This is a genomic window from Streptomyces yatensis, from assembly GCF_018069625.1.
In the GTDB taxonomy this organism is placed as follows: Bacteria; Actinomycetota; Actinomycetes; order Streptomycetales; family Streptomycetaceae; genus Streptomyces; species Streptomyces yatensis.
In genome coordinates this window covers 3,873,086-3,894,021 of sequence record NZ_CP072941.1, presented here as the reverse complement: position 1 = coordinate 3,894,021, position 20,936 = coordinate 3,873,086, and the positions used below count along the sequence as shown (strand labels likewise).

General features: G+C 71.4%; 18 protein-coding genes and 2 tRNA genes. 12 read left to right on the top strand and 8 right to left on the bottom strand.

The genetic code is table 11. The features are described 5' to 3' along the window. Positions 1 to 45 precede the first annotated feature (45 nt). On the top strand, positions 46 to 1,140 hold the full coding sequence (locus tag J8403_RS15795; RefSeq protein WP_211123740.1) for a YlbL family protein: 1,095 nt from the start codon (positions 46 to 48) through the stop codon (positions 1,138 to 1,140). A 22-nt stretch (positions 1,141 to 1,162) separates the two neighbouring features. Here the strand turns inward: J8403_RS15795 and J8403_RS15790 are convergent, their stop codons facing one another. Next, positions 1,163 to 1,726 (bottom strand): PPA1309 family protein, encoded by a 564-nt coding sequence (locus J8403_RS15790; RefSeq protein ID WP_137967344.1) that lies wholly within the window; start codon positions 1,724 to 1,726, stop codon positions 1,163 to 1,165. 134 nt (positions 1,727 to 1,860) lie between these two features. Here J8403_RS15790 and J8403_RS15785 point away from each other — a divergent pair, with 134 nt between their 5' ends. The 4 genes from J8403_RS15785 (at position 1,861) to J8403_RS15770 (ending at position 7,268) form a co-directional block, all read left to right on the top strand. Further along, a complete protein-coding gene (locus J8403_RS15785; protein WP_211128270.1) occupies positions 1,861 to 4,803 on the top strand; it encodes a UPF0182 family membrane protein in 2,943 nt (980 codons plus the stop codon). A 70-nt stretch (positions 4,804 to 4,873) separates the two neighbouring features. Continuing rightward, a tRNA-Met gene (locus tag J8403_RS15780) sits at positions 4,874 to 4,947 on the top strand. A gap of 181 nt (positions 4,948 to 5,128) precedes the next feature. Then, complete coding sequence (locus J8403_RS15775; protein WP_211123739.1) at positions 5,129 to 6,973, top strand: tetratricopeptide repeat protein; 1,845 nt, start codon at positions 5,129 to 5,131, stop codon at positions 6,971 to 6,973. A gap of 218 nt (positions 6,974 to 7,191) precedes the next feature. After that, a tRNA-Met gene (locus tag J8403_RS15770) sits at positions 7,192 to 7,268 on the top strand. A 76-nt stretch (positions 7,269 to 7,344) separates the two neighbouring features. On the opposite strand, the gene J8403_RS15765 is transcribed toward J8403_RS15770, so the two are convergent. After that, a complete protein-coding gene (locus tag J8403_RS15765) occupies positions 7,345 to 7,758 on the bottom strand; it encodes a Fur family transcriptional regulator (RefSeq protein WP_059149453.1) in 414 nt (137 codons plus the stop codon). Positions 7,759 to 7,920: 162 nt separating this feature from the next. Between J8403_RS15765 and J8403_RS15760 the strand changes: the two genes are divergently transcribed. Further along, positions 7,921 to 9,387 carry a catalase gene (locus J8403_RS15760; RefSeq protein WP_211123738.1) on the top strand — a complete coding sequence of 489 codons (1,467 nt, stop codon included), beginning with the start codon at positions 7,921 to 7,923 and terminating at the stop codon, positions 9,385 to 9,387. A 138-nt stretch (positions 9,388 to 9,525) separates the two neighbouring features. Here the strand turns inward: J8403_RS15760 and J8403_RS15755 are convergent, their stop codons facing one another. Together J8403_RS15755 and hisN are read right to left on the bottom strand one after the other, a co-directional pair. Then, positions 9,526 to 9,918, bottom strand: a complete 393-nt coding sequence (locus J8403_RS15755; protein ID WP_211128269.1) for a CBS domain-containing protein — start codon at positions 9,916 to 9,918, stop codon at positions 9,526 to 9,528. Between the two features lie 193 nt (positions 9,919 to 10,111). Next, the gene (gene hisN / locus J8403_RS15750; protein WP_211123737.1) at positions 10,112 to 10,906 is read right to left on the bottom strand and encodes a histidinol-phosphatase; all 795 of its coding nucleotides are present in this window, start codon (positions 10,904 to 10,906) and stop codon (positions 10,112 to 10,114) included. A gap of 171 nt (positions 10,907 to 11,077) precedes the next feature. Here hisN and J8403_RS15745 point away from each other — a divergent pair, with 171 nt between their 5' ends. Next, on the top strand, positions 11,078 to 11,665 hold the full coding sequence (locus J8403_RS15745; protein ID WP_211123736.1) for a TetR/AcrR family transcriptional regulator: 588 nt from the start codon (positions 11,078 to 11,080) through the stop codon (positions 11,663 to 11,665). A 19-nt stretch (positions 11,666 to 11,684) separates the two neighbouring features. Here the strand turns inward: J8403_RS15745 and J8403_RS15740 are convergent, their stop codons facing one another. The 4 genes from J8403_RS15740 to J8403_RS15725 form a co-directional block, all read right to left on the bottom strand. Continuing rightward, the gene (locus tag J8403_RS15740; protein ID WP_014054781.1) at positions 11,685 to 12,008 is read right to left on the bottom strand and encodes a DMT family transporter; all 324 of its coding nucleotides are present in this window, start codon (positions 12,006 to 12,008) and stop codon (positions 11,685 to 11,687) included. A 300-nt stretch (positions 12,009 to 12,308) separates the two neighbouring features. Beyond that, positions 12,309 to 13,316 carry a ribosome small subunit-dependent GTPase A gene (gene rsgA, locus J8403_RS15735; protein ID WP_211123735.1) on the bottom strand — a complete coding sequence of 336 codons (1,008 nt, stop codon included), beginning with the start codon at positions 13,314 to 13,316 and terminating at the stop codon, positions 12,309 to 12,311. Positions 13,317 to 13,328: 12 nt separating this feature from the next. Further along, a complete protein-coding gene (aroA, locus tag J8403_RS15730; protein WP_211123734.1) occupies positions 13,329 to 14,705 on the bottom strand; it encodes a 3-phosphoshikimate 1-carboxyvinyltransferase in 1,377 nt (458 codons plus the stop codon). Positions 14,706 to 14,842: 137 nt separating this feature from the next. Further along, complete coding sequence (locus J8403_RS15725; protein WP_078643485.1) at positions 14,843 to 15,556, bottom strand: M50 family metallopeptidase; 714 nt, start codon at positions 15,554 to 15,556, stop codon at positions 14,843 to 14,845. A gap of 48 nt (positions 15,557 to 15,604) precedes the next feature. Here J8403_RS15725 and J8403_RS15720 point away from each other — a divergent pair, with 48 nt between their 5' ends. The 5 genes from J8403_RS15720 to J8403_RS15700 all read left to right on the top strand — a co-directional run bounded on the left by J8403_RS15720 (position 15,605) and on the right by J8403_RS15700 (position 20,301). Continuing rightward, positions 15,605 to 16,423 carry an SOS response-associated peptidase gene (locus tag J8403_RS15720; protein WP_211123733.1) on the top strand — a complete coding sequence of 273 codons (819 nt, stop codon included), beginning with the start codon at positions 15,605 to 15,607 and terminating at the stop codon, positions 16,421 to 16,423. Next, positions 16,423 to 17,103, top strand: a complete 681-nt coding sequence (locus tag J8403_RS15715; protein WP_211123732.1) for an alpha/beta hydrolase family protein — start codon at positions 16,423 to 16,425, stop codon at positions 17,101 to 17,103. Before J8403_RS15720 ends, J8403_RS15715 begins: the two co-directional genes overlap by 1 nt. Positions 17,104 to 17,438: 335 nt before the next feature. After that, positions 17,439 to 18,128, top strand: coding sequence for a sigma-70 family RNA polymerase sigma factor (locus tag J8403_RS15710; protein ID WP_043235475.1), 690 nt, complete (start codon positions 17,439 to 17,441; stop codon positions 18,126 to 18,128). Beyond that, positions 18,125 to 18,442, top strand: a complete 318-nt coding sequence (gene rsrA / locus J8403_RS15705; protein WP_211123731.1) for a mycothiol system anti-sigma-R factor — start codon at positions 18,125 to 18,127, stop codon at positions 18,440 to 18,442. The genes J8403_RS15710 and rsrA overlap by 4 nt, the downstream gene beginning before the upstream one ends. A 389-nt stretch (positions 18,443 to 18,831) precedes the next feature. Then, positions 18,832 to 20,301 (top strand): HD-GYP domain-containing protein, encoded by a 1,470-nt coding sequence (locus J8403_RS15700; RefSeq protein ID WP_211123730.1) that lies wholly within the window; start codon positions 18,832 to 18,834, stop codon positions 20,299 to 20,301. Positions 20,302 to 20,936: the final 635 nt, after the last annotated feature.

Here is a 20,936-nt window from a genome sequence, read left to right as displayed (position 1 = left end):
CGGCCCCGACGGTGGACTGACGGACGGGTCCCGTACTGTCGTTCCATGCCACGCCGCACTGCGACGATGCTCGCCTCCCTTCTGATGCTGATCGCGCTGCTCTGCGCAGGAGTGCTGATCCCGGTGCCGTACGCGGAGATGTCTCCCGGGCCGACGTACAACACCCTGGGCGAGCACAACGGGGAGTGCGTGCTGCAGATCTCGGGCCGCAAGAACTGCGAGACCACGGGTGGCCATCTGAACATGACCACGGTCCGCGTCACCGGCTCCGAGTACCGGATGAACCTCGTGGAGGCCGTCTACGGCTGGCTGGCGCACGATGACGTGGTCGTGCCGCACAGCACCCTCTACCCGGACGACAAGACCCCGGACCAGGTCGACCAGCAGAACGCCGAGGAGTTCACCCAGTCCCAGGAGTCCGCCAAGGTCGCGGCGCTGCGGGCGCTGAAGAAGCCGGTCACCGCGCATGTCATCGTCGGGGCCGTCCAGAAGGGCGCCCCGGCCCAGGGCAAGCTGCACGCGGGCGATGTGATCAAGTCGGTGGACGGCACCGCGGTGCGCGAGCCCGATGACGTCGCCAAGCTGGTCACCAAGCACAAGCCGGGCCAGAAGGTGACCTTCTCGGTCGTCCCGGCCAAGGACGTGGCAGCGGCGGAGAAGCGCGGCAAGCAGCCCACCGGCGAGGAGCGCGTCACGATCACCACCGCGAAGGCGGACCAGGGCCGCTCCCGCGCCATCGTGGGCATCCAGGCCGGGGTCGACTACACCTTCCCGTTCCGGATCGACATCAAGCTGGCGGACGTGGGCGGGCCCAGCGCGGGTCTGATGTTCGCGCTCGGGATCGTGGACCGGCTGTCGGCCGGCGACCTCACCGGCGGGAAGTACATCGCGGGCACCGGCACCATCGACGACAAGGGCACGGTCGGCCCGATCGGCGGGATCGAGATGAAGACGATCGGCGCGCGCGACGCGGGCGCGCAGTACTTCCTCACGCCCAAGGAGAACTGCGCGGCCGCCGCCAAGGACGTGCCGGGCGGGCTGAGGCTGGTCAAGGTGCACACGATCGACGACGCCCTCAAGGCGCTCGAGAAGATCCGTAAGGGGGACACCGCCGGTCTGCCGAAGTGCACGACGGGCTGAGCGGCGCCCCCCGCTCAAGCGGTCAGTCGGTGGCGAAGGTGGCGCTGAGCGCGTCCGCCAGGCCCGGCACCAGGCCGGCGCCGGTGAGCACCTCGGTCGGAGAGTCCTTGTCCCGCAGCCGCAGGGCCGACTCGCGCGTGCCGTCCCGCAGCACGGCGACGGTCATCCGGACCTCCTGGCGGTCCGGGTGCTCGGCGACCCACTTGGCCAGCTCGGCGTCGGCCAGGCCCTTGGGCACGGAGCCCTCGGCGGACGGCGGCAGCATCTGCCGCTCGACGGTCAGGGCGCAGCCGGTCACGGCGTCGGGCCAGGCGATGGTGGCGAGGAACTCGTCCAGCGGGGCGCCGGAGGGCAGCTCGTCCTGCTCGATGGGGGTCAGGGAGGCGATCTCCTCGCCGCCCTCGTCAAGGCCGAGCTGGGAGGCGAGGCCGGGCTCCTCGGCGCGCAGCCGGGCGGTGTCGACGAGGGCGAAGAGCCGGGCGGGCTGGTCCCAGCCGAGCCCTGAGGCGTACTCGTCAATTTCGAGGACGGCTCGGGTCAGAGGATTCGAGGCCAGCGGGTCGGTGCCGGGGGTTGCGTTGGACATGGTTCATATCGTGCCCTGTTCGGACCCGGAAACGGGAACTGAGTAAAGCCTGAGTAAGTTGCATCAGGTGGGCCCTGGAGTTCAGGGTCCCTCAATCGACAGCGAACTTCGAGGTGCGCACCTTGGCTTTCCAGATGCCGGACCGCGGCGGAGGCCCGACGGGGCCGCGGATGAGAGTCGGCCGACCGTCCCGGCGTGCCAGGACCCTGCTCATGACCCTGGGCGTGCTGGCCGTATTGGCCATGCTCTTTGTCATGTTTGCCGGGTTTTGGACGGATTGGCTCTGGTATCGCTCGCTTCATTACTCGTCCGTCTTCAGTACGACCCTGAAGACGAAGATCGGGTTGTTCTTCGTCTTCGGCGTGCTGATGGCCACGGCGGTGGGGATCAACATCTGGCTGGCGCACCGGCTGCGGCCGCCACTCAGCGCGATGTCCATGGAGCAGCAGAGCCTGGACCGCTACCGGATGGGTATCGCCCCGTTCAAGAAGTGGGTGCTGCTGGCGGTCACCGCCCTGGTCGGGCTGATCGCGGGCGCCTCGGCGGCCGGCCAGTGGCGGATCTGGCTGCTGTGGGTCAATGGCGTGCCGTTCGGCCAGAAGGACCCGCAGTTCCACAAGGACGTGGCGTTCTACGCCTTCGATCTGCCCTGGTACCGCTTCCTGCTGAGCTTCGGCTTCGCGGCCACGGTGCTCTCGCTCATCGCCGCCGCCCTGGTGCACTACCTCTACGGGGGCCTGCGGGTCACCAGCCCGGGCGCCCGCGCGACCGCCGCGGCCACCGGCCATCTGTCGGTGCTGCTGGGCGTCTTCGTCGCGCTCAAGGCGGTGGCGTACTGGCTGGATCGCTACGGCCTCGCGGTGAAGTCCAGCGACTTCAAGGCGACGGGCAACTGGACGGGGCTGCGCTATGTGGACGCCAACGCCTATCTGCCCGCCAAGACGATCCTGTTCTGCATCGCGGCCATCTGCGCGGTGCTCTTCTTCGCGACGCTGTGGCGCCGCACCTGGCAGCTGCCGGTCATCGGCTTCGGGCTGATGGTGCTGTCGGCGATCCTCATCGGCGGGCTCTACCCGGCGATCGTGCAGAAGTTCCAGGTCCAGCCGAACGAGCAGGCCAAGGAGGCGCCGTACATCCAGAAGAACATCGAGGCCACGCGCCAGGCGTACGGCATCGATGACTCCAAGGTGGCGGACTACTCCGGCAAGAACGACAGCGAGGGCGGCGAGAAGCTCCGTAAGGACGCCAATACGACGGCCAGTTACCGGCTGATCGACCCGAGCGTCATCTCGCCGACCTTCCAGCAGCTCCAGCAGGAGCGGAAGTACTACCAGTTCCCCTCGACGCTGGACGTCGACCGCTACAAGGGTGCCGACGGCAAGGATCAGGACACCGTCGTCGGTGTGCGCGAGCTGAACCTCAACGGCATCCCCAAGCGGAACTGGATCAACGACCACTTCACCTACACCCATGGCTACGGCATGGTGGCGGCGAAGGGCACCACGACCGATCCCAACGCGGACCCGGCCGGCTCGCCGGACTTCACCGAGTCCGGGCTGCCCACCAAGAGCTCCAGCGGCGGCGGGGTCGGCACCTACAAGCAGCAGGTCTACTACGGCGAGAAGACCGATCAGTACTCGATAGTCGGTGGCCCCCAGAAGGAGCTCGACTACGAGAAGAACGGCGAGAAGACCACCAGCTACCAGGGCAAGAGCGGGGTCAGCCTCTCCAACCCGGTCAACCGCGCCGCCTACGCGGTGGCGTTCGGCGAGCCCCAGATCCTCTACTCGGGCGCGATCGGCGACGGTTCGCGGATCCTGTACAACCGCACCCCCAAGGAGCGCGTCGAGAAGGTCGCCCCCTGGCTGACCATCGACGGCGACGCCTATCCGGCGGTGGTGGGCGGCCGGATCAAGTGGGTCGTCGACGCGTACACCACGACCAACGGCTATCCGTACGCCTCGCGGACGACCCTGGGCGACAGCACGGCCGACTCGCTGAGCGACGGAGACCGCTCGGTGGTCGCCCAGCAGAACAAGGTCAACTACATCCGCAACTCGGTCAAGGCGACCGTGGACGCCTACGACGGCACGGTCAAGCTCTACGAGTGGGACACCAAGGATCCGGTCCTCAAGACCTGGGAGAAGGCGTTCCCGGGCACGGTCGAGCCCAAGGAGAAGATCAGCAAGGACCTGATGGAGCATCTGCGGTATCCGCAGGACCTCTTCAAGGTCCAGCGCGAGCTGCTGACCCGCTACCACGTCACCGACCCGACGCAGTTCTACAGCGGCAGTGACGCCTGGCAGGTCCCCGAGGACCCGACCCACAAGGACGGGAACGCGGTACCGCCGTACTACCTCAGCATGAAGATGCCCGACCAGAAGGGGCAGACGTTCTCGCTGACGACGACCTTCACCCCCAACGGGCGTCCCAACCTGGGCGCGTTCATGTCGATCGACGCGGATGCCAACAGCAAGGACTACGGCACGATAAGACTGCTGAAGGTCACCTCCAACGTGCCGGGGCCACAGCAGGTGCAGAGCGAGCTCAACGGTGATCCGGAGGTCGCCGAGTTCGTCCGGAACCTCAGAGGCACCGACTCCGACATCGAGTACGGCAATCTGCTCACCGTGCCACTGGACAACGGCTTCCTGTACATCGAGCCGGTCTACGCCCGCGGTGGCAGCGCCAACTACCCGCTGCTGAAGAAGGTGGGCGTCTCCTACGGCAAGGAGACCGTCTTCAAGGACACCCTGGGTGAGGCCCTGGACGCCGTCTTCGGCGAGTCGTCCGGGGAGCATCAGCCACCGGGCGACGGCGGGCAGGAACCGCCGTCGAGCGCCAACCCCACGGTGAAGGAAGCCCTCAAGGACGCCCAGGAGGCGTACCAGGCCGGCCAGGACGCGCTCCAGAAGCAGCCGCAGGACTGGGAGGCGTACGGCAGGGCCCAGGACGATCTGAGGAACGCTCTGAACCGCGCAGCCAAGGCGGAGGCCAAGGCGGGCGAGAAGCCGGGGCAGAAGCAGAACCAGCCACAGAGCCAGAGCACCGACGGTTCCGGCAAGAAGGGCGGCTGACCCTCTGACGACCTGCGAGAACGGCCGGGCGGCCGACCCCGCGCACCGTGATACGGTGGTGACAACACAGCGCGGGGTGGAGCAGCTCGGTAGCTCGCTGGGCTCATAACCCAGAGGTCGCAGGTTCAAATCCTGTCCCCGCTACTGACAGACACGGCCCGGATCCGCAAGGATCCGGGCCTTGTTGTGTGTTCTGTGCGCGTCCACTCGGGGAATGCGGATACAAGCGTTTGGGTTGTCTCTCTGTGGGCATGTCGACAAAACGCTGAAGTGACCTCCTCGGCTGCGGTATACCAGGTGTACGCCGGATGCGGGTGATGTCACGATGGGATTTATGGGGGACAGGGTCAGTCTGTTGGAGACAGGGCGTTTTGCGCACACGCATGACGATGCCGAGGAGGAGACCCGGCACCGTCGTGCCGCCGAGGCCGGTGACACCGCCGCGATGAGCGCGCTGGGCGCGCTGCTGCTGCGCCGTGGTGACGTCGACGGTGCGGAACCGCATCTGCGGGGAGCCACCGCGGCGGGCGATCGCGCCGCCGCCAACAACCTCGGCGTCCTGCTGCACCAGCGCGGCTACGCCGACGAGGCGGCCGGCTGGTGGCGGATAGCCGCCGTCGCCGGATCCGCCGCCGCGGCCCACGCCCTGGGCCGGCACCACCGTGAGCGGGGCGATGAGCCCGCCGCCGAGTACTGGCTGCGTCAGTCCGCCGAATCCGGCCACACCCTGGGCGCGTACGCGCTGGGCGATCTGCTGGAGCACCGCAGCGACATCGGCGCCGAGCGCTGGTTCCGCGCGGCCGCCGAGCGCGGCCACCGCGAGGCCGCGTACCGCCTCGCCCGCATCCTGGACGACCGCGACGAGGGCGACGAGCCGGTGGCCGAGCGCCGCCGCGGCGCCGACGGGGCCGGGCGGGAGGAGGCCGAGCAGTGGTACCGGCAGGCCGCCGCGCGTGGCCACCGGCGCGCCGCCCTCCACCTCGGCACGCTGCTGGAGAAGCGCGGTGAGACCAAGGAGGCCGGCCGCTGGTACCTGATGTCCGCCAAGGACGGTGAGTCCCGCGCCGCCTGCGCGCTGGGCTTCCTGCTGCGCGACGCGGGCGACACGGACAGCGCGGCGGTCTGGTGGCACCGGGCGGCCCAGGACGGCGACGGCAACGCCGCCAACGCGCTCGGCGCGCTGCACGCCGACCGGGGCGAGCCCCAGACCGCCGAGCGCTGGTACCGCGCCGCGCTCGACGCCGGGGACATCAACGGCGCCTACAACCTCGGGCTGCTCTGCGCCGAGCAGGGCCGCACCGCACAGGCCGAGCAGTGGTACCGCCGCGCCGCCTACGCGGGCCACCGCGAGGCCGCCAACGCGGTCGCCGTGATGCTGCTGCAGCGCGGCGACGCGGCGGGCGCCGAGCCGTGGTTCTCCAAGGCGGCCGAGGCGGGCAGCGTCGACGCCGCGTTCAACCTGGGGATCCTGTACGCGGGCCGGGGCGAGGGCCGGGCGGCCCGGCAGTGGTACGAGCGGGCCGCCGCCGCCGGGCACACCGAGGCGGCGCTGCAGGTCGGCCTCGCCCTGCAGCGGGACGGCGACCTCCAGGGCGCCGAGCGCCATCTGCGCTGCGCCGCGGGCGGCGGCAGCGCCGAGGGCGCCTTCCGGCTGGCCGCGCTGCTGGACCGCTCGTCGGTCGGCGGCGACCCGGCGACCGGCACCGGCTTCGGCAGCTCGTCGGGGACGCGCTTCCCGACCCCGCCGCCGGACGACGGCTCGGGGCCGCACGTCCCCGAGTACGAGGAGTGGTACGAGCGCGCCGCGCGCCAGGGCCACCGGCGGGCCCAGGTGCGGGTGGGCATGTTCGCCGCCGCGCGCGGCGACGTGGTCGAGGCCGCGCGCTGGTACCGGGCGGCCGCCGAGGCGGGCAGCAGCAACGGCGCGTTCAACCTGGGGCTGCTGCTGGCCCGGGAGGGCAGCGAGCCGGAGGCCGCCCTGTGGTGGACGCGTGCCGCCGAGGCGGGGCACGGCCGGGCCGCGCTGCGGCTCGCGCTGCTCGCGGCCCGCCGCGGGGCGCTCACCGAGGGACAGCGGTGGTGTGCGCGGGCGGTCGAGCTGGGGCCCGCGGAGGTCGCCGAGCGCGCGGCGCGGCTGCGGGACGCGCTGCAGCAGGAGCTCACGGCGTAAGCAGGAGCTCACGGCATAAGCAGGAGCTCACGGCGTAAGCAGGAGCCCACGGCGTAGCGGCGCTCGCACGTGGCGGCGTAGCCGGAGCCGGGGCGTCACAGCAGCTCACGGCGTTGTGCTCCGGGCCGGAACCCCCGGCCCGGAGCCACTGGCGGGCGTCCCGCCGGTAACCGGTTTGCTCCTGCTGTCCACCCCGGGTTAAGGTTGCAACACAACGACGCGGGGTGGAGCAGCTCGGTAGCTCGCTGGGCTCATAACCCAGAGGTCGCAGGTTCAAATCCTGTCCCCGCTACCAATGCGAAAGGCCCGGATCCTCCAGGATCCGGGCCTTTCGTCTGTCCCGGCGTCTCAGCCGCCTGTCGTGAGCGCTCTCAGGCCGCACAGTCGGGGCACAGACCCCGGTAGGTCACCTCGACCGCGGAGATCGCGAAGCCGTAGCGCTCCTGCGTGGGCAGGTCGGCGAGCAGATCGCCGGAGGGGTGGACATCGCGGATCGTGCCGCACTTCGCGCAGACCAGGTGCTGATGCGCGTGGTGTGCGTTCGGGTCGTAGCGCTTGGCCCTGCCGTCCGTGGTGACCTCGATCACCTCACCGAGCGAGACCAGCTCGCCCAGGGTGTTGTAGACGGTCGCGCGGGAGATCTCGGGCAGTCGCTCGGCCGCCGCCGCGTGGACTTCGTCGGCGGTGTAGTGCACATGGTCCCCGTCGAGGACCTCGGCGACGACACGCCGCTGCGCCGTCAGCCTCCAGCCGCGTCCCCTGAGCCGTTCCAGCAGGTCACTCATGCCATTCACCTATCAGTCAGATAAGGACCAGGGTAGCAGCGGACGAGTCCTTGACCAGATCGGGTACGAGTTTCCAACGCTTCTTGACTTAGACATTGTCCAATGTAGGATCGAGAACAGCCCCAGACCAAGGGACAGAATGCGACGACGCAGGAGGCGCACGTGACGGTCCAGGACAACATCACTGGTCCGCTGACCACGGAGTCCGGGGCTCCGGTGGCGGACAACCAGAACAGCGAGACGGCGGGCGTCGGCGGTCCGGTCCTCATCCAGGACCAGCACCTGATCGAGAAGCTCGCCCACTTCAATCGCGAGCGGATCCCGGAGCGGATCGTGCACGCCCGCGGAGCCGGTGCGTACGGCACCTTCACCGTGACCGCGGACGTGACCGAGTACACCCGCGCGTCGTTCCTCTCCGAGGTCGGCAAGCAGACCGAGACGTTCCTGCGCTTCTCGACGGTCGCCGGCAACCTCGGCTCGGCGGACGCGGTGCGCGACCCGCGCGGCTTCGCGCTCAAGTTCTACACCGAGGACGGCAATTACGACCTGGTCGGGAACAACACCCCGGTGTTCTTCATCAAGGACGCCATCAAGTTCCCCGACTTCATCCACACCCAGAAGCGCGACCCGTACACCGGCTCGCAGGAGGCGGACAACGTCTGGGACTTCTGGGGGCTCTCGCCCGAGTCCACCCATCAGGTGACCTGGCTGTTCGGTGACCGCGGCATCCCCGCCTCGTACCGCCACATGAACGGCTACGGTTCGCACACCTACCAGTGGAACAACGCCGCGGGCGAGGTCTTCTGGGTGAAGTACCACTTCAAGACCGACCAGGGGATCAAGAACCTCACCACCGCCGAGGCGGCCGAGACCTCCGGTCTGGACCCGGACAGCCACCAGCGCGATCTGCGCGAGGCCATCGAGCGCGGTGACTTCCCGACCTGGACCGTGCAGGTGCAGATCATGCCGGCGGCCGACGCGGCGAACTACCGCTTCAACCCGTTCGACCTGACCAAGGTCTGGCCGCACGAGGACTATCCGCCGATCGAGATCGGCAAGCTGGAGCTCAACCGCAACCCGCGGAACATCTTCGCCGAGGTCGAGCAGTCGATCTTCTCGCCGGCCCACTTCGTGCCGGGCATCGGCCCGTCCCCGGACAAGATGCTCCAGGGCCGCCTCTTCGCGTACGGCGACGCCCACCGCTACCGCGTCGGCATCAACGCCGACCACCTGCCGGTGAACCGCCCGCACGCGGCCGAGGCACGCACCTACGGCCGGGACGGCTTCCTGTACGACGGCCGGCACGCGGGCGCGAAGAACTACGAGCCCAACAGCTTCGGCGGCCCGGCGGAGACCGGCCGGCCGCTGTGGGAGCCGTCCGCGGTCTCCGGCCGGACCGGTGACCACGAGGCGCCCTCGCACGCCGAGGACGACGACTTCGTGCAGGCGGGCAACCTCTACCGGCTGATGTCGGACGGCGAGAAGGAGCGCCTGATCGAGAATCTGGCGCAGTTCATCGCCAAGGTCTCCCGCGATGACATCGCACAGCGGGCGATCGAGAACTTCCGCAAGGCGGACGCCGACTACGGCAAGCGGCTGGAGGCCGCGGTCCAGGCCCTGCGCGGCTGACGGACGCTTGTCGTATCAACCGAAGAGGCCGGACGCCGTTGGGCTCCGGCCTCTTCGGGTGCCGGATGCGGGGCGCCGGATGCGGGGTGTCGGGTGCGAAGTCCGGGTCCGGTTCCGGTTCCGGTCCGCCGGGGTGCCTCAGGCCGGTACGGGCTGGGGGACCGGGGCCCAGCAGCGGATGATGTCGCGCACCGACACCACGCCGACGGGGCCGCCCGCGTCGAGGACGACCAGATGGCGGAAGCCGCCCTGGGTCATCGTGCGGGCCGCCTCGTCCAGCGTCCACCCGGGGGCGGCGAAGACGACGTCGGCGGTGGTGTGGTCGTGCGCGGTCTCCTGGTCGGGGTCCTGGCCCGCCCCCACTGAGTTGAGGATGTCGCGCTCGGTGAGAATCCCCAGGCCGCAGGTGTCGGGATCGAGCACGATGGCCGATCCGACCCGGCGTGCGGACATCAGCCGGGCGGCCTGACGGAGCGTGTGCGCGGGGCCGATGGTGAGGACCACCGAGCTCATGGCGTCACGGACGTGCATGGGCATGGATGGAGACACCTCCTTGGTGAACCCATTCGAGAATGGATTCACAAGTTCACAAGGTCTTGGATTCTCATGTTCACATGCCTTGGTGGATCCAACAAGGGCGCGCGGTAGCCGACGGTCGGCTGAGCGCGCCCCCGCGCTCCGGTTCACACTCCGGTTCTCTTCCGGCCCTGCGCCGGTGGGCTTTTCAGGGCCGCAGGTAGTCCAGCATCGCCCCGTGCAGCAGCCCATTGGACGCCGCCGCGTCGCCGCTGTTCGGGCCCGGTACGCCGTCGAGCCCGGTGAAGCGGCCGCCCGCCTCCTGGACGATCACCGCGTTGGCCGCCATGTCCCACAGCGACAGTTCCGGTTCGGCGCAGATGTCGACCGAGCCCTCGGCGACCATCATGTACGGCCAGAAGTCGCCGTAGCCGCGGGTGCGCCAGCAGGCGCGCGTCAGATCGAGGAAGCCGTTCAGCTTGCCGCGCTCCTCCCAGCCACTGAGTGAGGAGTACGCGAAGGAGGCGTCGGAGAGGTTGTTCACCTTCGAGACCGCCAGCCGCGACGCGGAGGACAGGCTGCGCCCGGTGTACGCCCCCAGCCCCTCGGCGGCCCACCAACGGCGTCCCAGCGCCGGTGCGGAGACCACCCCGACCACCGGCCGGTCGCCGCCCTCGCCGCGCTCCATGAGGGCGATCAGGGTGGCCCAGACCGGGACCCCGCGCACATAGTTCTTGGTGCCGTCGATCGGGTCGATCACCCAGCGCCGCGGGCCGGTGCCCTCGCTGCCGAACTCCTCGCCGAGCACCGCGTCGCGCGGCCGGGCGCGCTGGAGGGAGCTGCGGATCAGCTCCTCGGCCGCCTTGTCGGCCTCGCTCACCGGCGTCATATCGGGTTTTGTCTCGACCTTCAGGTCGAGCGCCTTGAACCGCTCCATGGTGGTCGCATCGGCGGCGTCGGCGAGGACATGGCCGAGACGCAGGTCATCGTGGTAGTCGGGCATGGCCGAACAGTATCGAGCGGAAAAGACCCGGAGCCACGCGACTCCACATGACCAGGGGCTGGGGGCCGTACGGGTCGGCCCGTGCGGGGCCCTTGACTTCATCTGGCGGCCCGTCAATTCTGTCGGGCACATGTCGCCGGGAGGCGGCGATGCCCGCTCTGGGAGGCGACGATGCCCGCAGCGCGTGAATCCTTACTCGACGCGGCCTTCGCCGCGCTCGAGGGCCGTCCGTGGCCGAGGGTCAAGATGGCCGAGGTCGCGGCGGCGGCCGGGGTCTCCCGGCAGACCCTCTACAACGAGTTCGGCAGCAAGCAGGGCCTCGCCCGCGCTCTGGTGCGGCGCGAGGCCGACGCCTATCTGAGCGGCGTCGAGCGGGCGCTGTCCGGGGCGTCCGGCGCGGCGGGCCCCAGGGAGCGACTGGCCGCCGCGGCGGTGTGGACGGTCCGCTCGGCGACCGAGAATCCACTGGTGCGGGCGGTGCTCACGGGCTGCTGGAACGAACGGCTGCCGACGCCCATGGCGCCCATGGCGTCCGTGACGTCGGTAAGGACGGCATCGCCCGGCCCGCTGCCCGCGCCGGGCGAGCTGCTCGGCCAGGCGCGGGACCGCGCGGTGCGACTGCTGGCGGGCGACTGGCCGCCCGGCGCCGTCGAGCTGCCGCTGGCCTGTGAGGCGGTCGCCAGGCTGGCCCTGTCCTACGTGGTGGCGCCCGCCCCGGCGGCGGATGTGGCCCGTATGGTGCGCACGGTGCTGGCCTGAGCCGACCCGGCTGCCGGGCTCAGTGGGCCGAGCCGGAGAGCTGGAGCCCTATCACGCCGATGATCACCAGGCTGATGGAGACGATCTTGAGCATGGAGACGAGATCGTCGAGGAAGATCATGCCGTAGATCGCGGTCCCGGCCGCCCCGATCCCCGTCCACACGGCGTACGCGGGCCCCACGTCGAGCTTCTTCAGCGACAGCGTCAGCAGCCCGAAGCTGCCGAGCGCGAACGCGCAGAACGCGACCGTCGGCCAGAGGCGGGTGAAGCCGTGCGAGAGCTTGAGACAGACGGCGAAACCCGTTTCGAGAAGCCCGGCGACCACGACCAGCAGCCACGCCATAGCCCTGCCCTCCCGTGTCGCCGTCGGCCGCCGTCGCCCGGGACACGCCCGGTCGCCTGACTCCTTGATGCGATTATCCATTTACCGTCCCGGGTGGACGGCAAACACGCTCCCCAGGAGGTGGCCGCGGTTCGCTGGCGCCCCGAAGGGGCGCGGGGCCGTGTCGTTATGCGGCTCCGCCGCGGCTGTGTCGATCTGCGGCTCCGCCGCGGCCGGGTCGTTATGCGGCTCCGCCGCGTGGCCGGCCACGACACAGCCGCGGAGGAACGACCGCACCTCGCGGCACTTCCCGCGGAGCGCTTAGTCGCCCTCCCGCCGCTCCCGGGTCGCCAGCAGCCGTCGCAGGGAGTACAGCCGGGCCGGTTCGGCGTGGCCGTCGGCCACCCACTGGTCCAGCGCGCAGTCCGGCTCGTCGTGGCTGCAGGCGCGCGGACAGCCCTCGGTGCCCGGCTCCAGGTCCGGGAAGGCGTGGATGACCCGCGCCGGGTCCACATGGTGCAGCCCGAAGGACCGTACGCCCGGGGTGTCGATCACCCACCCCTTGGTGTCCGGCAGGGGCAGCGCCAGCGCGGAGGTGGTGGTGTGGCGGCCGCGGCCGGTGACCGCGTTCACCCGGCCGGTGGCCCGCTGGCGGTCCGGGACCAGCGCGTTCACCAGCGTCGTCTTGCCCACGCCCGAATGGCCGACGAAGACCGTGATCCGGTCCGTCAGCCGCTCCCGCACCCGGTCGGCGGTGTCGCCGTCGGCCAGCTCGTCACGGCTGGTGACGACGAAGGGGATGCCGAGCGGCTCATAGGTCTTCAGCATTTCCTCGGCGGGCGCCAGATCGGACTTGGTGAGCACGAGCAGCGGCTCGAGCCCCGCGTCGAAGGCGGCCACCAGACACCGGTCGATCAGGCGCGGCCGCGGTTCCGGATCGGCGAGCGCGGTCACGATCGCGAGCTGGTCGGCGTTGGCGACCACGACCCGCTCGTACGGATCGTCGTCGTCGGCGGTCCGGCGCAGCACGGAGGTGCGCTCCTCGACCCGTACGATCCGGGCGAGCGTGTCCTTGTCGCCGGTCAGATCCCCGACGACCGCGACCCGGTCGCCGACGACGACGCCCTTACGGCCGAGCTCGCGGGCCTTCATGGCGGTGATGGTGCGGTCCTCGACCAGGACCGTGAGCCGGCCGCGGTCGATCGTCAGCACGAACCCCTCGGCGGCGTCCTCGTGCTTGGGGCGGATGTTGGTGCGCGGCCGGTTGCCCTTGCGGTTGGGGCGGACCCGAACGTCATCCTCGTCGGTGTGCTTGCCGTAGCGGCGCATGAGTCCAGGCTCTCAGGATCTCCGCGCCGAGGTCGTCGTCGCGTCGAGCATCCCGGACCAGAGGCCGGGGAAGTCGGGAAGGGTCTTGGCGGTGGTGGCCACGTTCTCGACCAGGACACCGTCGACGGCGAGGCCGAGTACGGCGGCGGCGGTGGCCAGCCGGTGGTCCTCGTAGGTGTGGAAGATCCCGCCGTGCAGCGGCCGGGGGCGGATCAGCAGTCCGTCCTCGGTCTCGGCGACGTCCCCGCCGAGCTCGTTGATCTCCTTGGCGAGGGCGGCGAGCCGGTCGGTCTCATGGAGCCGCAGATGCGCGATGCCGCGCAGCACCGACTCGGAGTCGGCCAGCGCCGCGACCGCCGCGATCACCGGGGTGAGCTCGCCGACCTCGTGCAGATCGGCGTCGATCCCGGTGATCCGGCCCGTTCCGGTGAAGGTCAGGCCGGTGTCGGTGAGCTCGCAGGAACCGCCCATCTCGGTGAAGATGCGCCGCAGTTCGTCCCCGGGCTGGGTGGTGCGCTCCGGCCAGTCCGGGATGGTCACCCGGCCGCCGGTGACCAGGGCGGCGGCCAGGAACGGCGCCGCGTTGGACAGATCGGGCTCGACGACCAGGTCGCGGCCGAGCAGCGCGCTCGGCGCCACCCGCCAGACGCCCCGCTCGCCGCCCGCCTCCGCGGTGTCCACCCGCGCGCCCGCCGCGCGCAGCATGTCGACGGTCATCCGGATGTGCGGCAGGGAGGGCAGCGCGGCGCCGATGTGGCGCACCTCGACACCCTGGTTGAAGCGCGGCGCGGACAGCAGCAGCGAGCTCACGAACTGCGAGGACGACGAGGCGTCGATGCGGACCGGGCCGCCGTCCAGTGCCCCGCCGCCGTGCACGGTCATCGGCAGCGTGCCGCGGCCGTCGTCGTCGATGCGGGCGCCTAGGGCGCGCAGCGCGTCGATCACGCCGTGCAGCGGGCGCTCGTGGGAGCGGGGGTCGCCGTCGAAGTGGACGGGGCCGTCGGCCAGGGCGGCGACCGGCGGCAGGAAGCGCATCACGGTGCCGGCGTTGCCGACGTCGATGGTGGCCGGGCCGTGCAGCCCCGCCGGGATGACCCGCCATGCCTCGCCGCCGCCGGAGGGGCCGCCCGAGCCGAGGGCGCCGTCGGACACCGTCTCCTCGATGCCGACGCCCATGGCGCGCAGCGCGGCGGCCATCAGGAGGGTGTCGCGGGAGCGGAGCGGGCGGCGCAGCCAGCCGGGTTCGGCGGCGAGCGCGGCCAGGATCAGACCGCGGTTGGTAACCGACTTGGATCCGGGCACGGTGACGGTCGCGTCCACCGCTCCATCGGCGGTCGGAGCGGGCCAGAGGGCGGTGTGGTCGCCCGGGGAGGTCTCAATGCCGGTCATGGGTCTCACTTTAGTGGTTCGCCCGGAGTGCCAATCTTGATAGAAAGTGGCGAAACCCAGTCGAAACACGGCGCTGCTACCGGGCGCGGAGGGCGACGCAGTATGCGCCGGGGTGGCGCGCCGGACATGCGTACGGGTCACAGCCCCAGCAGCCAGCGGCCGCCGGCGAGCAGCGAACACAGCGAGACCACGTGGAAGAGCAGCAGCCAGGCGCCGGCCGGAATGCCCGTCAGCCGGGCCAGTTGGTCGGGGTCGGAGTCGTACGCGCCCCCGTGCCGGCGCTTGCGCTGGAGCTCGAAGGGCGGACGCACACCCCCCAGGAGGAGGAACCAGACCACGGCGTACGCGAACCCCGCCTGGACGTCCGGCCCGGTCAGCCAGGAGACGAGGAAGAAGGCGGCCCCGCTGATGACGACCGTAAGGACGCCATACGCGTTGCGGATCATCACCAGCATCGCGACGAGCAGCGCCGTCGTCCCCCACAGCAGCAACGTGATGTGGTTCGCCGCCAGCAGCCAGGCGCCGCCGAGGCCCAGCAGGGAGGGGGCGGTGTAGCCGGACGCCGCCGTGAGGATCATGCCAAGGCCCGTGGGCTTGCCGCGGGAGACGGTCAGCCCCGAGGTGTCCGAGTGCAGCCGTATGCCGTCCAGCCGCCGCCCGCTGAGCAGGGCCACCAGGGCGTGCCCGCCCTCGTGGGCGATCGTGACGGCGTTACGGGCTATTCGCCAGGCGGTACGGAAGACGACGACCGCGAGCGCGACCACACCGGTGGAGACGACCAGCCAGGTGGTGGGGTCGGGCTGGGCGCCGGTCACTCGGTCCCACAGATCGGCGGCGTTCGTTGCGTCCATGTGCGGGCGGCTCCTCGCGTCGGTAGGGGTCGTGGCAGTGTGGCACCTATGTGCGGTCGATACGCAGCGAGCCGGAAGCCGGAGGATCTCGTCGGGATCTTCGGAGTGGAGAAGTGGGAACCGGAGGAGACTCTGGCGCCGGACTGGAACGTCGCGCCCACCAAGGACGTGTACGCGGTGCTCGAACGCCCCCTCAAAGACGCCGACGAGCCGCGCCCGGTTCGCCAGCTCAGGACATTGAAGTGGGGGCTCGTGCCCTCCTGGGCGAAGTCCCCCGAGGGCGGGGCGAAGATGATCAACGCACGGGCCGAGACCGTGCACGAGAAGCCCTCCTACCGGCGCCCGTTCGCCTCCCGGCGCTGCATCCTGCCCGCCGACGGCTACTACGAGTGGGTCACCGCGGCGCAGGAGCGGCAGCTGGAGGAGAAGGGCAAGCGCAAGCGGCCCCGCAAGCAGCCGTACTTCGTGACCCCGGTGGACGGCTCGGTGATGGCCCTGGCCGGGCTGTACGAGTTCTGGCGGGACCGGACGCTGCCGGACGACCATCCGCGGTCGTGGTGGGTGACCTGCACGGTGATCACGACCGAGGCGGACAAGGAGCCCTTCGGCGGCGCGAGCGACGACGAGGGGCCGCGGTCGCTCGCCGAGATCCACCCGCGGATGCCGCTGATGCTCACCGAGGACCGCTGGGCCTCCTGGCTGGATCCCGCCCGCACCGACCCCGACGACCTGCTGCCGCTGCTGGCGCCGCCGCCCTCCGGGCTGCTGCGGGCCTACCCGGTGTCGACCGGGGTGAGTGATGTCCGTAACAACGGCCCCGAGCTGCTGAAGGAGCTCGAGGCCCCGGAGGAGGGCACGCTGTTCTGATGGCCGCCAAGAAGACGGATACCCCAGGGGGGACGGCCGAGGTGACGACCGAGACGGTGCCGACCCCGGCCGGGGACGCCCGGATCACCTGGCACCACGCGCCCGGCGCCCATGCCCTGCTCGCCGCGAGCCACGGCGCCGGCGGCGGCATCGAGGCCCGCGACCTGCGCGCGCTGGCCGGGGTGCTCCCCGGGCTCGGGGTGAGCGTCGCGCTGGTCGAGCAGCCGTGGCGGGTGGCGGGCAAGAAGATCGCGCCCGCGCCCTCGACCCTGGACACCGGATGGCGCGCCCTGTGGCCCGCACTGGAGCAGGCCGGGCTGCCGATCGTGGCGGGCGGCCGCAGCGCCGGGGCGCGGGTGGCCTGCCGGACCGCCCGTGAGCTGGGCGCGAAGGCCGTGCTGGCGCTGTCGTTCCCGCTGCACACACCCGGCAAGCCGGAGCGCTCCAAGGCCGATGAGCTGCTGGCCACGGGGGTGCCGACGCTGATCGTCCAGGGCGGCCGGGACCCCTTCGGGCGGCCGGAGGAGTTCCCGGAGCTGCCCGTGGACATGGAGCTCGTGACGGTGCCGTACGGCGATCACGGCTTCGCCCTGCCGAAATCGGCGGACCTCGACGAGCCGGCGGCGCTCGCCCTGATCACCGGCGCCGTCGCCGACTGGCTGCCCCGCGCCCTGGCCTGACCTGGGGGCCCAGAGGGAGGCGGGGCCCGGCGCGGGGCGTCGGCCCAGGGAGGCGGGGCCCGGCGCCGGGCGCGGGAATGCGACGGACGGGTCGCGTGTTGTAAGGGCCGTTGGTACTCACCGTGTAAGAGGCACTGATACGCGGAATACGAGGAAAGGGAGTTCCCCGCATGGGTTCGCTTGCTTGCCCGGCCCGTCCGCACGGCGCTGACCTCGACTGGTCGCAGCTGCAGGCGGCACAGGCTGTGAAGATCGGAGCGGCGGGCGCACCGGATCGTCGTCTATTCTCCGATTCGAGCGGGTCCACATCCGGACCCGACGCGAAGCTGGAGGAGGTGGGTCAGGTCACTGGGACCGACGCAGGGACCGACGGCGTTACCGAGGGAGAGCCGGTCGAGCGGTCACAGGAGACGTCCTCGGAGCGTAACGCGCGCTTTGAGCGGGACGCCCTTGCCTTCCTGGACCAGATGTACTCGGCCGCGCTGCGGATGACGCGGAACCCGGCCGACGCCGAGGACCTGGTGCAGGAGATGTACGCCAAGGCGTACGGGTCCTTCCACCAGTTCCGCGAGGGCACCAACCTCAAGGCGTGGCTGTACCGCATCCTGACCAACACCTTCATCAACTCGTACCGCAAGAAGCAGCGGGAGCCCCAGCGCAGCGCGGCCGAGGAGATCGAGGACTGGCAGCTCGCGCGCGCCGAGTCGCATATGTCGACCGGTCTTCGTTCCGCCGAGTCGCAGGCCCTCGACCACCTGCCGGACTCCGACGTCAAGGCAGCCCTTCAGGCCATCCCCGAGGAGTTCCGCATCGCGGTCTATCTCGCGGACGTCGAGGGCTTTGCCTACAAGGAGATCGCGGACATCATGGGTACACCCATCGGTACGGTGATGTCCCGACTGCACCGTGGACGCCGCCAGCTGCGCGATCTGCTGGAGGACTACGCCCGTGGGCGCGGGCTGGTCCCCGCGGGCGCGGCCGCCGGGGCGGACGAGTCGCACGATCGGAAAGGCGCGGACTCATGAGCTGCGGAGAGCCGCATGAGACGGACTGCTCCGAGGTTCTCGATCACCTCTACGAGTTCCTCGACCACGAAATGCCGGACGGCGACTGCGCCAAGTTCGAGGTGCATTTCGACGAGTGCTCTCCGTGCCTGGAGAAGTACGGCCTCGAGAAGGCCGTGAAGAAGCTCGTCAAGCGGTGCTGTGGCCAGGACGACGTGCCCAGCGACCTCCGCTCGAAGGTCATGGGGCGGATCGAGCTGATCCGCGCCGGGCAGGTCGTGCCCGAGCGTGAGGTCACCGCGGAGACGAACGCTCCGACCAGCACCCAGGAGTGACCTCCGCCTAGGAGTGACGTCCGCCTAGGAGTGACCTACGCCTAGGAGTGGCGTCCGCCCAGGCGTGCGCCCCGCCCAGGAGCGCCCCCGGCCTTGAGCGCCGGTGGATCGTCAGTCGATGACCGTGCGTCGATCGGCTGTCCGTTGGCGACTGTCCTTCGACCGTCCGTCGATCGACCGTCCGCCGGTCCTCGACCGGCCGGGCGTTCCTCGACGAGCCGGGCGGGTTCCCGGTCCCACCTTCGGTGATCAGATCATCACTCGAAGGGGTGTAATCGGACAGTCCCTCCGATCTCATCCGCCCCAGTCCGGCCTAAGCTCCCCAACCACCTGACCCGCCCCCGTCCTGGAGGGGCGGCGCAACGGACGTGGATGGGGAGGAGAACACCGTGCGGGCACTTCCCCATGGGGCGCGCGCCTATGTCCTGTGCGCCGTGCTCGCCGGGGGGCTCTGCGCCGCCCCGGCCGTACGGCCCGGAGCGGCCGTCCCCTGGGCCACGGCCGCCCTGCTCGCCGTGGTGCACGCGGTGGGTTCCAGGGTCCGCGCCCGCTGGCCCGAATGGTGCAGCCCCGTCCTTCTGGCCGGGGCTTTTCTGCTGCCGCCCGCCGCCGCGGCGCTGGTCGCCGTGCCCGGTGCGCTGCTCGCCCGCGTCGAGCGGCCCCCGGCCGGGGCGCGGCGGGCCTGGCGCGCCGCACGGCTCTCGCTGGCCGTCTGGGCCGCCTCGTGCGCCTTCGCGGCTCTGGACGGCCCTCGGGCCCTCGGCGCCCTGTGGGAGCTCGGTGGCGGCGCTCAGGACCCCGCTGTGCGGCTCGCCGCCGCCGAGGCATCCGGTACGCCCGGCTTCGCGTACGCCCTGGTGGCCGCCGTCGCCGCCGCGCTCGTCCTGGGGCTGACCGCCACCGCCCTGGAGGGCGGGGTGCTGGTCACCGCCGAGCGCCACTCCCCGCGCGCCGCCTGGTGCGGCCGGCTGCCCGGCGCGCTCGCCCCGTATCTGGTGCACGGGCCCGCCGCGCTCGCCATGGCGGTGCTCTGGCGCAGCCCTTACGGACCGGCGGCGGCCCTGCTGGTGCTGCTGCCGATGTACGTCTGCGCCTGCGGCTTCGTGCTCTACCGCCGCGAGAGCGCCGCCCATCAGGCCACCATCCGGGCCCTGGTCCAGGCGGTCGACATCAAGGACCGCTACACCCGGGGCCACAGCGAGCGCGTCGGCCGGGCCTCCGCGATGATCGCCCGCGAGCTGGGCATGAGCGGCGACCGGCTGGAGGCGGTGCGGATCGCGGGCATCCTCCACGACGTGGGCAAGCTCGGCGTGCCGACGCGGCTGCTGCGGAAGAACGGCCCCCTCACCCCCGATGAGCGCCGGGTGATCGAGCTCCACCCCGAGTACGGCGACGAGATGGTGCGCGGCATCGGCTTCCTGGGCGAGGCGCGGGCCGCGATCCTCCACCACCATGAGCGGCTGGACGGCAGCGGCTATCCGTACGGGCTCGCCGGGGCGCAGATCCCCGAGTTCGCCCGGGTGGTCGCGGTGGCGGACGCCTTCGACGCGATGACCTCGACGCGTACGTACCGCAGGGCCCGGCCGGTGGACACGGCCGTGGAGGAGCTGAAGCGGTGTGCGGGCTCGCAGTTCGACCCCCGGATGGTGCGGGCTCTCAGCACCGCCCTGGACCGCCACGGCTGGCATGCTGCGGTCACCGCGGACGCCCCCGAGGAGCGCGGAAACGTCCCGCCAGATCCCCTGAGCCCGCCGCTGGAGCTGCCACCGCTGGTACGCGCGGCGGCCCCCGGCCCGGCAGACGCCCCCGACCTCCGCCCCGGCCACGACGGCCACGACGGCCCCGGCGGTGCGCCATGAGCCCCACCCAGCACCCGCCCACCGAGCCCGGCGGCTCGGACGGACACCCTCGCCCCGCCGCTTCGGGCGGCTCCGCCCCCGGGACGCCCTCGGCACGGGCCGGGGGAGAGCCGGGTGCCCCGGGCGTGGCGGATGCGCCGCCGGGTGCTCCGGACGCGCCGGAGGCCCCGTCCCGGCCTCGGCGGTGGGACATGGGCCCCACCCCCACCCAGAAACCGCCCGTCACGCCCGGCCCGGACGGCCCGGGCCGGGCCCCCCGGCCCGGGTGGCGCCCGCACCGCGCCACCCAGCAGGGCCCCACTCCCGGGACGGCCCCGGCACGGGCCGGGGGAGAGCCCGCCCCGCCAGGTGCCCCAGAGGCACCGGGTGCGCCGGACGTCCCGGGCCCGCCGGAAGCCCCGGGTGCCCCGGACGCCCCAGAAGCCGGGGACGGCGGCGAGGCCCGTGGCACGGCCCGCCCCGGACCGCGCGACCGGGATGAGAGCGCGGCCCAGTGGCCGTCCAGGGCGGTCCGCCCCGTCCCGGCACCGGCCGCCCCCCGCCTCCCGAACGCCCTCCGCGGCAGCCTCGGCCGACTCGCGGAACGACACGACCGAGCCCTCCACCGCGCCCGCCGACAGCAAGGCGAGCCCGCG